14 protein-coding genes are annotated in these 13,135 nt (G+C 37.5%); 6 read left to right on the top strand and 8 right to left on the bottom strand.

Features of this window, described 5'->3' with window-relative positions; all coding sequences use genetic code 11:
* Window positions 1–3: 3 nt before the first annotated feature.
* From JM81_RS06500 to JM81_RS06480, 5 genes are all read left to right on the top strand, one after another.
* Window positions 4–924 carry a type IX secretion system membrane protein PorP/SprF gene (locus JM81_RS06500; protein WP_144805598.1) on the top strand — a complete coding sequence of 307 codons (921 nt, stop codon included), beginning with the start codon at window positions 4–6 and terminating at the stop codon, window positions 922–924.
* Window positions 925–998: 74 nt separating this feature from the next.
* On the top strand, window positions 999–1,523 hold the full coding sequence (gene idi, locus JM81_RS06495; RefSeq protein ID WP_089262747.1) for an isopentenyl-diphosphate Delta-isomerase: 525 nt from the start codon (window positions 999–1,001) through the stop codon (window positions 1,521–1,523).
* A gap of 5 nt (window positions 1,524–1,528) precedes the next feature.
* On the top strand, window positions 1,529–1,936 hold the full coding sequence (locus JM81_RS06490) for a 6-pyruvoyl trahydropterin synthase family protein (RefSeq protein WP_144801531.1): 408 nt from the start codon (window positions 1,529–1,531) through the stop codon (window positions 1,934–1,936).
* 79 nt (window positions 1,937–2,015) lie between these two features.
* Complete coding sequence (locus JM81_RS06485) at window positions 2,016–2,978, top strand: type I phosphomannose isomerase catalytic subunit (protein ID WP_144805597.1); 963 nt, start codon at window positions 2,016–2,018, stop codon at window positions 2,976–2,978.
* A 56-nt stretch (window positions 2,979–3,034) separates the two neighbouring features.
* Window positions 3,035–3,304 (top strand): hypothetical protein, encoded by a 270-nt coding sequence (locus JM81_RS06480; RefSeq protein WP_089262751.1) that lies wholly within the window; start codon window positions 3,035–3,037, stop codon window positions 3,302–3,304.
* Between the two features lie 71 nt (window positions 3,305–3,375).
* On the opposite strand, the gene JM81_RS06475 is transcribed toward JM81_RS06480, so the two are convergent.
* The 7 genes from JM81_RS06475 to JM81_RS06445 all read right to left on the bottom strand — a co-directional run bounded on the left by JM81_RS06475 (window position 3,376) and on the right by JM81_RS06445 (window position 11,944).
* Window positions 3,376–4,068: a DUF4369 domain-containing protein gene (locus tag JM81_RS06475; protein WP_144801529.1), complete on the bottom strand. Its 693-nt coding sequence runs from the start codon at window positions 4,066–4,068 to the stop codon at window positions 3,376–3,378.
* A gap of 80 nt (window positions 4,069–4,148) precedes the next feature.
* Window positions 4,149–5,423 carry a DUF819 domain-containing protein gene (locus JM81_RS06470; RefSeq protein WP_144801526.1) on the bottom strand — a complete coding sequence of 425 codons (1,275 nt, stop codon included), beginning with the start codon at window positions 5,421–5,423 and terminating at the stop codon, window positions 4,149–4,151.
* A 33-nt stretch (window positions 5,424–5,456) separates the two neighbouring features.
* The gene (locus JM81_RS06465) at window positions 5,457–6,260 is read right to left on the bottom strand and encodes a Cof-type HAD-IIB family hydrolase (RefSeq protein ID WP_144801523.1); all 804 of its coding nucleotides are present in this window, start codon (window positions 6,258–6,260) and stop codon (window positions 5,457–5,459) included.
* Between the two features lies 1 nt (window position 6,261).
* Window positions 6,262–8,460 (bottom strand): DUF5916 domain-containing protein, encoded by a 2,199-nt coding sequence (locus JM81_RS06460; RefSeq protein ID WP_144801520.1) that lies wholly within the window; start codon window positions 8,458–8,460, stop codon window positions 6,262–6,264.
* 62 nt (window positions 8,461–8,522) lie between these two features.
* Complete coding sequence (locus JM81_RS06455) at window positions 8,523–8,690, bottom strand: Arc family DNA binding domain-containing protein (protein WP_089262761.1); 168 nt, start codon at window positions 8,688–8,690, stop codon at window positions 8,523–8,525.
* A gap of 56 nt (window positions 8,691–8,746) precedes the next feature.
* Window positions 8,747–9,598 (bottom strand): SPFH domain-containing protein, encoded by an 852-nt coding sequence (locus JM81_RS06450; RefSeq protein ID WP_089262763.1) that lies wholly within the window; start codon window positions 9,596–9,598, stop codon window positions 8,747–8,749.
* 84 nt (window positions 9,599–9,682) lie between these two features.
* Window positions 9,683–11,944 carry a transglycosylase domain-containing protein gene (locus JM81_RS06445; RefSeq protein WP_144801517.1) on the bottom strand — a complete coding sequence of 754 codons (2,262 nt, stop codon included), beginning with the start codon at window positions 11,942–11,944 and terminating at the stop codon, window positions 9,683–9,685.
* Window positions 11,945–12,033: 89 nt separating this feature from the next.
* On the opposite strand from JM81_RS06445, the gene JM81_RS06440 reads away from it, so the two are divergent.
* Window positions 12,034–12,813: a S1/P1 nuclease gene (locus tag JM81_RS06440; protein ID WP_144801513.1), complete on the top strand. Its 780-nt coding sequence runs from the start codon at window positions 12,034–12,036 to the stop codon at window positions 12,811–12,813.
* On the opposite strand, the gene JM81_RS06435 is transcribed toward JM81_RS06440, so the two are convergent.
* Window positions 12,814–13,092 carry a TIGR03643 family protein gene (locus tag JM81_RS06435; RefSeq protein ID WP_089262769.1) on the bottom strand — a complete coding sequence of 93 codons (279 nt, stop codon included), beginning with the start codon at window positions 13,090–13,092 and terminating at the stop codon, window positions 12,814–12,816.
* Window positions 13,093–13,135 lie beyond the last annotated feature (43 nt).

Genomic DNA, 13,135 nt, shown 5'->3' with positions numbered 1-13,135 from the left:
TACATGCATATTAAAAAAACAGTCCAGTTATTGGCTTTGTTATATGGTATGTTTTCCTTTGGGCAACAAGATGCGCAGTATACCCAATATATGTACAATACGGTAAGTGTAAATCCTGGTTATGCAGGTTCTAGGGGGCATATCAGTATTGCGGCATTACATAGATCACAATGGGTTGGCCTGGACGGAGCGCCAACGACCCAAACATTTAATATCCATTCGCCCATTGGTTACAGGGGAGTTGGTTTAGGTTTTTCCATAGTAAAGGATAAAATAGGCCCCACAACGGAAAATAATTTTGATATAGATTTTTCCTATACTATATGGACATCCGAAGTTGGTAGGGTCAGTTTTGGATTAAAGGCCAGTGCCCATTTATTGGATATCAGGTTTTCAGAGCTAAACCAATATAGTTCCGATCCCACATTACAACAGGATATAGATAATAGGTTGTCGCCTAATGTTGGTGCGGGTGTTTATTACCACACCAATAATTACTATTTAGGCCTATCGGTTCCACGATTATTGGAAACCACTCATTTTCAGGAAGAAAACCTATCTACCGCCAAGGAACAAATGAATCTTTATTTGATTACGGGATATGTATGGGATCTTAACGAGTTTTTAAAATTCAAACCTACAATATTGACCAAAATGGTTCGTGGAGCACCTTTACAGGTAGATTTGTCCGCCAACTTTATGCTGAACGAAAAATTTATTTTAGGAGCTGCCTATAGGTGGGATGCGGCATTCAGCGGCATGGTCGGATTTAATGTTTCAAATAAGTTTTTGATCGGTATTGCCTATGACAAGGAAACTACTGAATTGGGCAATGCATCGTTCAATGATGGTTCTTTTGAGTTGATATTCAGATATGATTTTATTTCTACTAAAAATAACTTGAAATCACCAAGATTCTTTTAAACGTTGGTTGCTATTAACGAATTATTATAGGCCTTCTCTTTCGTAAAATAAGTTAAACCCCTTATTTTTACTAAATGAAGGAAGAAGAAGTAATTCTTGTAAATAAGGAGAACGAACAAATTGGTACTATGCCCAAAATGGAGGCTCATGAAAAGGCGTTGTTGCATAGGGCGTTTTCAGTTTTCATTATCAATGATAAGGGGGAAATTATGTTGCAACAACGTGCGGCATCCAAATACCACTCTCCTTTATTATGGACCAATACATGTTGTAGTCATCAACGAGTAGGGGAAAGCAATATAGATGCCGGTAAAAGAAGGTTGCAGGAAGAAATGGGTTTTCAGGCAGAGCTGGAGGAACTTTTTTCATTTATTTATAAAGCCCCTTTTGATAATGGACTTACAGAGCATGAATTTGATCATGTTATGTTGGGAAATTATAATGAAGAGCCAGACATAAATCCGTTAGAGGTAGAGTCATGGAAATGGATGTCACCAGAACTTGTAAGGCAGGATATTGCCAAAAACCCTGAAGAATATACAGTATGGTTTAAAATTATATTCGAAAAATTTTACCAACACTTATTTAAGTTAAACTGAAAGGAATGAAGGTAAAAGTTAGTAGAAAGGCCCATTTTAACGCGGCACATAGACTGTATAGAAAGGATTGGGACGAAGAAAAAAATTCAGAGATTTTTGGTAAATGTAATAATCCAAATTTTCACGGTCACAACTATGAATTAATTGTAAGTGTAACCGGAGAAATCGATAAGGCAACTGGCTTTGTGATGGATATGAAGATTTTAAAGGATTTGATCAAGCTAGAAGTAGAAGATTATCTTGATCACAAAAATTTAAACATAGAAGTTCCGGAATTTAAAAGTTTAAATCCAACAGCAGAGAATATTGTCGTAGTAATATGGAATAGGTTGAGGCCACATATTATAGACACCCATGAACTGGAGGTTGTACTTTATGAGACTCCTAGAAATTTTGTTACATTTTCAGGGTAATTCTTCTAGCCGTTATATGATAGGGAAACTTTCTACGTTGTAACAAAGATCGTATCAATTAAAATTTAAATCTATGAATATCTATCCTTTAAAATTTAAGCCCATTTTGAAAGAAAGGCTATGGGGAGGTACTAAATTAAAAGAGGTTTTAGGTAAACCAATAGAAAGTGATATTACCGGTGAAAGCTGGGAATTATCTACGGTAAAGGGTGATGTTTCGGTAATTGCCAATGGGGAATTACAAGGCACATCCTTACAGGAATTAATAGAAACCCATGCAGAGGCATTGCTTGGTAAAAATGTAGTAGATCGTTTTGGGACGGAATTTCCAATTTTAATAAAGTTTATTGATGCCAAGCAAGATTTGTCCATACAATTACATCCTAACGATGAATTGGCCAAGGAAAGACATAATTCTTTTGGTAAAACAGAAATGTGGTATATCATGGATGCGGACCCAAATGCAGAATTGATCGTAGGTTTCAATAGAAATGTATCAAAAAAGGAATATGCGGAAAGTATTGAAAATGATACGTTGTTAGACTTGTTGAACTATGAACAGGTTAAGGAAGGGGATACATTTTTTATTAATACGGGAAAAATTCATGCTATAGGGGCAGGGGTAATGTTGGCAGAGATACAACAGACCTCAGATGTTACCTATAGGGTGTTCGATTTTAATAGAAAGGATAAGGAAGGCAATCTTAGGGAGTTGCATACGGAATTGGCTTTGGATGCGGTAGATTATGAAAAGAAAGATGATTTTAAGGTATCATATTCTAAGGAATTAAATAAGATGCAATCTATGGTTGATTGCCCTTATTTTAAAACCAATTTTATAGAACTTGCCCAAGATGTAGTCTTGAATACCAAAGAAAGGGATTCTTTTACCATTTTTATGTGCGTTGGAGGTAAGGCAGTCGTTAAAACGGCGGAAGGGGAAGTCCAGATAGTAAAAGGGGAGACAGTACTTTTACCGGCAATGACAGATAAAATAGAATTGTTGTCTTCAGGAGCAAAATTATTGGAAGTCACTATTTAACGGTAAAAAAGCTTACAGCAATTCTAAAATTGTATTTTTGCAAAAAATAAATAGTAATGGCAAGTATTAAAAATTTAAAAAAAGATATTAATAATGTTCTTGGCGACATTATAGAAGGTGTTTATATAGTCGATGCGGCTAATGGCAATAGTACTTCTAAAGAAGGAGCGGCTATCATTGACAATGCAATTGATGCTTTTGATGAGCTTATTGCAGAAGTGAACAAGCCAAATGTGGAAAATAAAAAAGCCCATTTTCAATCCGTACGAAAGGATTTGGAAGTAAAAGCTTCTAAATTGGTAGAGGACTTAAACAAATTGTCTTAATCAAGATTAAAATAGTTGAACCAAAAAAAGCATCCCTTTATACGAGGATGCTTTTTTTATTTTAGATTATTCTATTTGTTCAAGAGTTGCGCAAGCTCTTTACCATATTTGGAATTGGCAACTTCTTCAGACAATGATCCATAAATAGAATCTAAATATTTTTTATTGGCATCTGGAATTTCCTTCACCGCAATATAGGGAGCAATAAAAGATGTTTTATTGTTCAATGCAAAATTGATAGAATATGCATATCCCCTTTGTGTATTTCTATTGCTAATATTCTGTAAGGAATCTATACTTATTTGTGCCAATTCATTCTCCGGCCTTGCGGCGGCCATCATGATTTCAACATTCTTCTTGTTAATATTGGACATTGTTTTTCTGTATTCCTCCAATTTTTCATGACTTTCTGACCCGGTTATTTTGGCTGTGGTATCAAAAGTATTCCAATCTGTCTGTACGGTAACGGTCCCCGGTTCGGCAAAAAGGGTTATCCTGTCGTTAATATCGTTGTTATCTTTTTTATCCAGGTATAAATAGAAGATTTCAGGACTTTTAAGTTCTGTTTGCAATGTAAATTTACCATCACCTTTTATAGTAACAGAATCTACGGAAACCAAGATAGAGTCAGGAATATGCTGTAAATAAACGGTACCTTTTTTAAGTCCCTTGATATTACCGGTTACGGTTAATGTATCCTTTTGGTTATCGCCACAAGAATTGAGTGCAAATAGGGCGATTAAAGCATAAATGTAATTTTTCATTGGATAAATTTAGGGCGCAAATATCTGTAAATTTTAGTAGATATGGGAGCCATGAAAGTATTTTGTTCGTAAAATAGGGATTATAATGCAGATGCAATTTCCATTAAATAGGCACATAGCAAGGCCCCACCGGTACCTGCTACATAACCCAATACGGCCAACAGTACCCCAACTGAAGTAAGCGATGGGTGAAACTCGGCTGCCACTACGGGTGCAGAGGCCGCCCCACCAACATTTGCCTGACTACCGACTGCCAAAAAGAAATAAGGGGCTCTGATCAGTTTTGCCATAAGAATCATTAGTCCGGCATGAATGGTAATCCAAATAAATCCTATAGCGATTAGTCCGGGGTTTTCAAGCACCTTTCCAAGGTCCATTTTCATTCCTATTGTGGCCACTAGGATATAAATAAACATGCCCCCGATCTTGCTTGCACCGGCTCCTTCATAATTTTTGGCTTTGGTAAAGGATAAGGCTATTCCAATGGTAGTGGTAATAACCACCATCCAAAAGAAACTTGAACCCAAGAACGATAAAAAACCCTTCTGGTCTTTTACAGCTTCTACGTTCTCATTTAAAAAAGTACTGATATGGTCGCCAAAAAAATGCGCGGCCCCAACAGCGGCAAAGGCCAATGATAATAATATCATGTAATCTTGCAATGTAGGTACTCTGGTGATTTTTTCCGTAAACGTAGAGACTTTTATCTTTAACGTCTCGATGGCAGAAGTATCCGCTTTCAACCAAGTATCTATTTGTTTGGTCTTGCCAACGCCCAAAAGTACGATAGCCATCCAAACATTGGCTACCACAATATCTATTAGGACCATACCTCCATATTTTTCAGGATTATACTGAAAAATTTCTAGCATGGCGGCTTGGTTGGCCCCTCCACCGATCCAGCTACCGGCTATAGTGGACAGGCCTCTCCATATGGCATCAAAATCATTACCGCCTACGGTTTCCGGTGAAAATACGGAGACGATCAAAATTGCTAGTGGCCCACCAATAATAATTCCTACACTACCGGTCAAGAACATAATGATTGCTTTTGAGCCCAGATTTGATATGGCCTTTAGGTCAATGCTCAGGGTCATTAATACCAAGGCCGCAGGCAATAGGTATCTACTGGCCATAAAATACAAATTGGATAATTCGTCTGAGATAATTCCCGTACTTGTTAGTATGGCCGGTAGTAAATAGCACATTAGTACCGCGGGTACTACGCTATAAAATTTCCCCCAAAATCCATTTTTTAAACTTGATGTATAAAAGATAAAACCAAGACAAAGTGCAAGTAGACCAAAAACTACGGTATCATTGGTAATAATTGGGTGGGTAGAAAGTAGGTACATAGTTAAGTTGGTAAGTTTTGTATTCAAATATACTTAAAATACCAGGTGATTCTTTATAAAATGGGCTACACCGTCCTCAGTGTTTTTTAAGGTTATGTGGTTGGCAATGGCCTTAACTTCCTCTCTACCGTTAGCTACGGCCACACCGCATCCTACATGTTTTAGCATTTCTATGTCGTTATAATTGTCGCCAAAGGCGATTACATCATCCAATTCTTCTCCCTTGTTTAAAAGTGAACGTATTGCGGTCAATTTGGAAACTGATTTAGGCGCTATTTCTATTAAGGTGTCATTAGAACGGTAGAGATTTAGTTCATTGCCAAAGGTATGGGCCAATTGTGGCATTAACCGATCTGCACTTTCTAGTGTACACATCAGCATTATTTTATGTGCACCTAATTGTCTTTGCTCCCAATTGGATAATGTGGTTGTTGTTTCTTGAAAGACAGGTGTAGTCTTGGTATATTTTATTTCTTTTTCTACCCTTTCCGAAATGTTGGGCACATACCATTCATTGTTATAATATAATCCCATATCGGCATTGAGCTCAAAAGTAAGTTCATATATTTTTTGAAGTACGTGTACTGGGATAAAAACAGATAAGATTTCTTGATTTCCATAACGTATTAAAGCGCCATTATAGCAAATAATAGGTTGGTCCGTAATACCTAGGTTTTCTTGTATATAATACATACCGTTTGGCATTCTCGCCGAAACCAATATAATCCTTGTGGTGTCCTTGATTCGCTTTATTTGGGATATTGTAAAGCTGGAAACATTGCTCTTGGTAGACAATAGGGTGCCGTCCAGGTCAGAACATAATATTTTATAATTCATTTTAAATATTTAACCAATAGGTAAGTTTAAGATTGATCGACCTGAATTTTGGTTCAAAAACGTTGACAAAATAATTATCATTGTATACGATAAATAAATCTGATAAAGGAGCAAAGCGCCATTGTAACCTAGAGTTAAAACCTAGGTTATCACGTTGATTGCTATATTGGACCAAGGTTGACCAAAATATAGATTTACTTAATGTTACATCTATTTTAGGACTTATAAGCCATATATCTGCACTAGAATAGGGTGCAGGCAGGGTAATCTTATCGTAATTGGCCTTCATGATCAAAAATACCTTTGGCTGAAATCTTAGATACATTTCTCCCTGAACGGAAAATCTATCGCCGTTAAAAAAACTACCATAGGAAGGTTCAACCTTAAATCCAAATCTTTTTCTTCCATCAGATTGGTATTCTATGGAAACGTTATTGTAATGATAGCCTACTTCACTGGGTAGTGCTACGGCGCCGTCTGTATTGGTTGGGTCAAATTCATCCAGTAGATAGGTATAGGAATGGCTATAGCCAATATTTATTTCAGATTGGTCTTTAAACTTGGATTCCCAAGCTCCCATAAGATCATAATCTGTTTTGGTGAAGTTGGTATCAGGACTCCAGGTAATTACGGGAAAAAATTGAAAGCTATGGGTTTGCAGTGCACTGTTCTCTGGCCAGAATATACGTTCGATCATTGTGGCACTTTTAAAAATATCCGTTCTACGGATAAATCCAAGATCGGATCTAAAATCGTTGCCCAAATAGACTAGGTCTTCAAAAAAGTTCCAATTTCTGGAATTGTACTGTAAAAACGCTCCAGTTGACAAATCCTTGGAACCGGCATTATGGGCAAAGGATTTATGCACGTAGAATTTGCCGTTCCACACATTATTGTCAGATATAAGATTGTAATCTACACCCGCTACACGGTTGTACCGGTCTTCCGGGGCCTGAAAATCATAATCCTTAAACGTTTCCCTATTTATAAAGAACATACCAATGTTGGAGCGGCCAAACACCGTTTGCTGCAGGGCAAACATGGTATTGTTGTTAGAGGCAATGTTCATCTCCAGGTCTTCTTCTGTCTGTAGGTTTAAAAAGCCCAACCTTAGGGATTTATTTACTTTGCCGCTTAAGCGTACTCCGCCTATAATTTTATTTTCTATGGAATTGTCCGCCGTATCCTTGGCAATCCCTATTCTTCTTGAGAAAAATGGATTGGCATCCCTACCGCCACCAAAGCTCCCAAAAAGGTCACTGTTATCAATAAAGAATTGTCTTTTTTCAGGAAGCGATACCTCAAAGCGGGTCAGGTTGGTTACTTGGTCATCAACTTCTACTTGGGAAAAATCTGGATTTACGGTTATATCAAGATTCATACTGTTGCCAATAGGGATTTTGACATCACCTCCTACCTTAATGGTGGTATTGGTCTCATTAAGTTCAAAATCTTCTTGGGCAATGGTATTGATATAAGGGATAAAGGCAAGGGGCGTTCTATAGTTTCCCAAAGGGTTTTCAAAAATCATATCGCCCATGAAAGTAAGGCCATAGATATTTTGGTTTTGGGGAATATTCATCCAAGTACTGTTTTCGTTGGATTGGGTGTCAAAACGATAACTGTTGAACCTCCACTTGGTCTCACCTTCCTTAAATTTAAAAGCGGTTAGGGGTATGACCATTTCTGAAGTATAGTAACCATCATAGATTTTTGAATCTCCTTTCCACTTTACGTCCCATGAAATTGTGAATCCGTTTAAATTTAGTCCGCCACCGGAAACCAAACCCTCTCTACGTACCCCATACGGGTTAATACCAAAAAGAAAAGCATTGTTGCCGTCATTGAAGGTATCGAACAAAAGGGTGATATTGTCGCTATTGCCGGCCCTAAAATCTCTCTTTAAGGATTGTATGGCGTAATCGTTCCCAGCTGTATAAACGGTAATGCCTACATAAAGGTTGTCATTGTCATAAAGCATTTTAATTTCGGTCTGCTTAGTGGCCTGTATGGAATCTAATGGGAAATATTGCCAAAAATTAGTTGCAGGTACTGCAGTGTTCCACTGGGGCTCGTCAAGGATACCATCCGGTTCTATTTGTGTATTGACTTGTTTGACAACAAATGATTTATTGATGTCTTGAGCCTGAATTTGAAAGAAAATAAGTAATAGCACAATAGTGCTTATATACCTGGTCATTTAAATGGTGGTTAGATGGTAGACCAAATTTAAGTTTTTGTTTCGTTAAATAAATGCTAAACTTAATCGGGTTTCTTGTCCTTGGGCTCCCGTTTGGCCTCTTTTAGGCATTTCATCAACATCCATTCAATCTGGCCATTAGTGCTACGGAATTCATCTGCCGCCCATTTTTCAATGGATTTCAACATATTTTCATTAATACGTAATGCAAATGGCTTTTTTTTACTCATACAACAAGAAAGCTGATACTATTTTCAATGTGTTTTTTTTTATTTCAATGTGCATGTTAATGGTTCAACGTACCGGTGTTCACTATTGGCGCAACATCCTTGTCAGAACAAAGCACGACCATTAGGTTGCTTACCATAGCAGATTTACGTTCATCGTCCAAAGCTACCAAATCTTTTTTACTCAACTCTTCCAATGCCATTTCCACCATGCTTACCGCACCTTCTACAATTTTATGCCTTGCTGCAACAATTGCAGTTGCCTGCTGACGTTTAAGCATTGCATTGGCAATTTCCTGTGCATAGGCCAAATAGCCTATCCTTGCTTCTAAAACTTCTATACCTGCCATTGAAAGTCGTTCTTGGACTTCTTGTTCCAAGGCTTCGCTCACTTCATTTACACTAGATCTTAAGGTGATATCCTCATCAAGACCTTCATCTGCAAAGTTATCATAAGGATACATGCTTGCCAATTTGCGTACCGCGGCATCTGTCTGTACGCGTACAAAATTTTGATAATCATCAACATCAAAAGCCGCCTTATACGTATTGGTAACCCGCCATACAAGTATAGTACTTATCATAATAGGGTTTCCCAATTTATCATTGACCTTTAACCGCTCACTATCAAAATTACTGGCACGTAAGGATATTCTTTTTTTGGTAAACAAGGGATTAGCCCAAAAAAGGCCATTCTCCTTGATGGTACCAATATATTTACCAAACAACAACAGCACCCTTGAACTATTTGGATTGACTAAAACGAAACCTGTACACATGATCAAAGCCGCAACAATCATTAGAACGCCTACGTAAATTTTAAGAAGTGCAATTCCGCCAAATAACAATACAAATACTACGGCTAACATAACATAACCATTTTGGGCCTTATGGGTTTTTTCTACTTTCATAGGATATGATATTAAAATGATATCATAAATATATCAAATTAATTTCAATAAATGGTTGCTGTAGCATTATTTATGTCTTTAGGATTAACCGTTGAATTTTTTGGTCTTCTTTTTATTGGGATTCTTAAACAATCGTTTAAAAAAACCATCTTTTTTAATCGGGTCGCAATCCAATGCGTTCAATACCTCTTGTGAAGGGTTGGGGAACTTACTTTTTGTATAAGGGTCAAAATCTTTTTTCTTATTCAATTGTTGCATCCAAAGTCCAAACAAAGGCAGTGCGGCATTTGCTCCTTGACCTATACCTGTATTGCTAAAGCCTATTTCATGCTGGTCAAGGCCAACCCAAGTTATATGTACCAATTTTGGCATTAAGGCTACGAACCAAGCATCCTTATTGTTTTGTGTTGTACCCGTCTTGCCCGCAATATCGTTTTTGAGTCCGTAAGTAGTTCTCAATCTGCTTGCAGTTCCTGAATTAATGGTAGACTTCATCATTTCTATCATGGTTTGTCCCGTTTCTTTTGAAAAGGCGGCCTTTTCCTCAATAGTAGAATTAAAATCAGCCAAAATGGAATCTTTTTGATTGGTAATTCTTTTGATCAGCAATGGTTTGGTTGATTTGCCATTATTGACAAAACTCGTATAGGCCTGTGCAAGTTCTAGAATATTGATTTCCCCGGTTCCTAAGGCAATGGATGCTTCATTGGGCAATTTTTCTGAAATACCCATGGATTTTGCCATTTGTATGACGTTGCCAATACCTGCTTTTTCCAAGACTTTAACGGCAACAGTGTTTACGGAATTACTAAGTCCTTCTTCCATGGAATAATTAAGGTAAGCTTCATCTTTATTGCCAGAATTGCTTGGTGACCAACCTTTTAAGTTATCATATTGGACTTCTTCCGCAGAAAAATAAGTACAAGGTGTTATACCTTGTTCCAAAGCTGTCGAGTAGACAATAGGTTTGAACGTGGAGCCAACCTGTCGCTTACTTTGAGAAATATGGTCAAATTTATACTGTTTAAAATTTATACCGCCAATCCATACCAAAACCTCACCATTAGTTGGGTCTACGGCCAAAGAACCTGTATTTAGAAATTTTGTGTAATGACTAATACTGTCCATGGTGGACGCTTTTACATCCTTGTCACCTTGCCAACTGCCCAAGGTGCGTATTCTGTGGTCATTGGATAGGCTATCAATTATTTGTCCATGTGATAAACCATTCTTTTGTAATCTTTTATAGGTATTGGTTCGTTTTGCAATTTTTTCCATCAGTCCCTTATCCTTTAACCATGGAGCACGGTTGCCGTAACTTTTTTCAAAATCGGCTTGTAATTTGCCCATATGACCAACCAAAACATCTTCGGCAATTTGTTGCATCTTATAGTTAAGGGTGGTATAAATCTTTAAACCTGAAGTATAAATGTTGTAGTCTAAACCATTGGTTTTTTGATCGGAAATCCATTGCAACATTTCTTTTCTAACCTCTTCCCTAAAATAAGGAGCCGTACCAGCATTGTAATCAAATTCGCGATAATCTAACTGCAAATCTTCTTTTAGAAACTTTGTTTTAGCCTCTTCTGAAAGATAGTTGTTGGTATACATTGCCGTTAAAACTAAATTTCTTCTATTAATGCTTTTTTCGGGAAATAACCTTGGGTTATAGCCGTAGGTGGCTTTTAACATCCCCACCAAGGTGGCAGCTTGTGGAACAGTTAGGTCTTTGGTTCTGGTATTGTAAAATTTTAGTGCGGCGCTTTCAATACCAAAGGTATTATCACCAAAAGATACGGTATTTAGGTAATGGGTCAGAATTTCATCTTTGTTAAAAATACCTTCAAGTCTTTTGGCAATGATCATTTCCTTGACCTTATCTACGACTAAATTGGTGTGGTTGCGTTCTTTTCTAGGGTAAAGGTTTTTTGCCAATTGTTGAGATATGGTACTACCGCCCCCGGATGCATTGTCCCCCATTAGTACCGTTTTGAACGCTACCCGTATTAGGCTTTTATAGTCAACACCAGAATGTTCATAAAAACGCTCGTCCTCTATGGCAATCAATGCGTGTCTTAAATGTTCGGGGAATTCATTGAACGTAACGGGTTGCCGGTCATATAGATAATACTTGCCTATTAATACACTGTCTGCCGTAAATACTTCAGAGGCAATTTGATATTGAATGGTTGACAATTCTTTCTTAGAGGGCAACTTTCCCCATAGCCCAAATTGTACACTACCAATAAATAGGAGAATAAATGCTATGAGGCTTAATAGGGTATATCCAACTATTTTAAAAAAGCTGCGTTTGCGTTGAGGTTTTTTGAGCGATTTTTTTTTCATTGATGCAAGTTCTAATATAAATTTAACCTTACCGAAGTTTTAACAATACCTTAAAATTTGAAATCCTATTTTTGGCAAAATTTGTAGTGATGAAGAATATTGTTGTTTTAGTATTATGTATGTTGATGTACCCTAACACAAGGGCAAATGATATGATATGGTCCAAAACGGGGCACAGGGTCGTTGGGGAAATTGCGGAGAAGCATCTAAATAGAAAGGCAAAGCGCGCCATTGAAAAATTATTGGACGGAAAGAGTTTGGCGGCGGTTTCAAATTTTGCCGATGAGATTAAGGCAGATAGGGCCTTCAGCAAATTTAGCGCATGGCATTATGTAAATATTCCTTTTGGTAAAACCTATGATCAAATTGAGCCCAGCCAGTATGGAGACCTTGTTCAGGGTGTCAATACCTGTATACAAATAATACAGGATGAAAACAGTAGTAAAGAAGATAAGGCCTTTTATCTTAAATTTTTGATACACCTTATAGGTGACTTGCACCAACCTATGCACGTAGGTAGATTTGAGGACAAGGGAGGTAATGATATACAACTGCAATGGTTCGGTGACGGTACCAATTTACATCGTGTTTGGGATTCCAATATGATAGAGGACAACGGTATGAGCTTTACCGAATTGGCCATGGAATATCCTAAACTTAGCAAGGAGGAGCTAAACAATTTGCAGAACGGTACCCTCTTGGATTGGGTAGAGGAGTCCCATCAATTGGCTGATAAAGTTTATGCCTCTGTGGAAACCGGTGAAAAGTTGGGGTATAGATATAGTTATGATTGGTGGACTAGCGTAACATCCCAATTACAAAAAGGTGGAGTACGTTTGGCAACGGTATTAAACGATGTCTTTAAGTAATTAACGTTTGGTTATTTTGTTACCGCTAATATTCCGTTGTCTGGAACATTTAAACCGGCCCATATCAACGGCTCTTAATTTAGCGTGTTTAGTGGCTCTTCCTTGAACCCGTTTGCGCCACATTTTAAAACTACTGGGTTTCATTTCCTTTCGCATAATTGCGATGGTTTCCTGTTCCGTAATTCCAAATTGAAATGTAATGGCCTCAAATGGTGTGCGATCTTCCCAGGCCATTTCTATAATACGGTCCAGGGCTCTTTCTGTAAATTCTTTGTTCATAGCACTATAAAGATACGGCCTAGCCTTAACTTTTTACCATGAT

The sequence above is a fragment of the Maribacter sp. MAR_2009_72 genome (assembly GCF_007827235.1).
GTDB classification, from domain to species: domain Bacteria; phylum Bacteroidota; class Bacteroidia; order Flavobacteriales; family Flavobacteriaceae; genus Maribacter; species Maribacter sedimenticola.
The sequence above is the reverse complement of the archived record's forward strand: the minus strand, read 5'-3'. Positions and strand labels throughout refer to the sequence as shown.

Bases quoted from the DNA above. Each gene is read 5' to 3' on its own strand.
- idi (WP_089262747.1), top strand. From the start codon at position 999: ATGAAGGAAGAAGAAGTAATTCTTGTAAATAAGGAGAACGAACAAATT.
- JM81_RS06470 (WP_144801526.1), bottom strand. From the start codon at position 5,423: ATGTACCTACTTTCTACCCACCCAATTATTACCAATGATACCGTAGTT.
- JM81_RS06475 (WP_144801529.1), bottom strand. From the start codon at position 4,068: ATGAAAAATTACATTTATGCTTTAATCGCCCTATTTGCACTCAATTCT.
- JM81_RS06490 (WP_144801531.1), top strand. From the start codon at position 1,529: ATGAAGGTAAAAGTTAGTAGAAAGGCCCATTTTAACGCGGCACATAGA.
- JM81_RS06445 (WP_144801517.1), bottom strand. From the start codon at position 11,944: ATGAAAAAAAAATCGCTCAAAAAACCTCAACGCAAACGCAGCTTTTTT.
- JM81_RS06480 (WP_089262751.1), top strand. From the start codon at position 3,035: ATGGCAAGTATTAAAAATTTAAAAAAAGATATTAATAATGTTCTTGGC.
- JM81_RS06500 (WP_144805598.1), top strand. From the start codon at position 4: ATGCATATTAAAAAAACAGTCCAGTTATTGGCTTTGTTATATGGTATG.
- JM81_RS06455 (WP_089262761.1), bottom strand. From the start codon at position 8,690: ATGAGTAAAAAAAAGCCATTTGCATTACGTATTAATGAAAATATGTTG.
- JM81_RS06440 (WP_144801513.1), top strand. From the start codon at position 12,034: ATGAAGAATATTGTTGTTTTAGTATTATGTATGTTGATGTACCCTAAC.
- JM81_RS06450 (WP_089262763.1), bottom strand. From the start codon at position 9,598: ATGAAAGTAGAAAAAACCCATAAGGCCCAAAATGGTTATGTTATGTTA.
- JM81_RS06465 (WP_144801523.1), bottom strand. From the start codon at position 6,260: ATGAATTATAAAATATTATGTTCTGACCTGGACGGCACCCTATTGTCT.
- JM81_RS06460 (WP_144801520.1), bottom strand. From the start codon at position 8,460: ATGACCAGGTATATAAGCACTATTGTGCTATTACTTATTTTCTTTCAA.
- JM81_RS06435 (WP_089262769.1), bottom strand. From the start codon at position 13,092: ATGAACAAAGAATTTACAGAAAGAGCCCTGGACCGTATTATAGAAATG.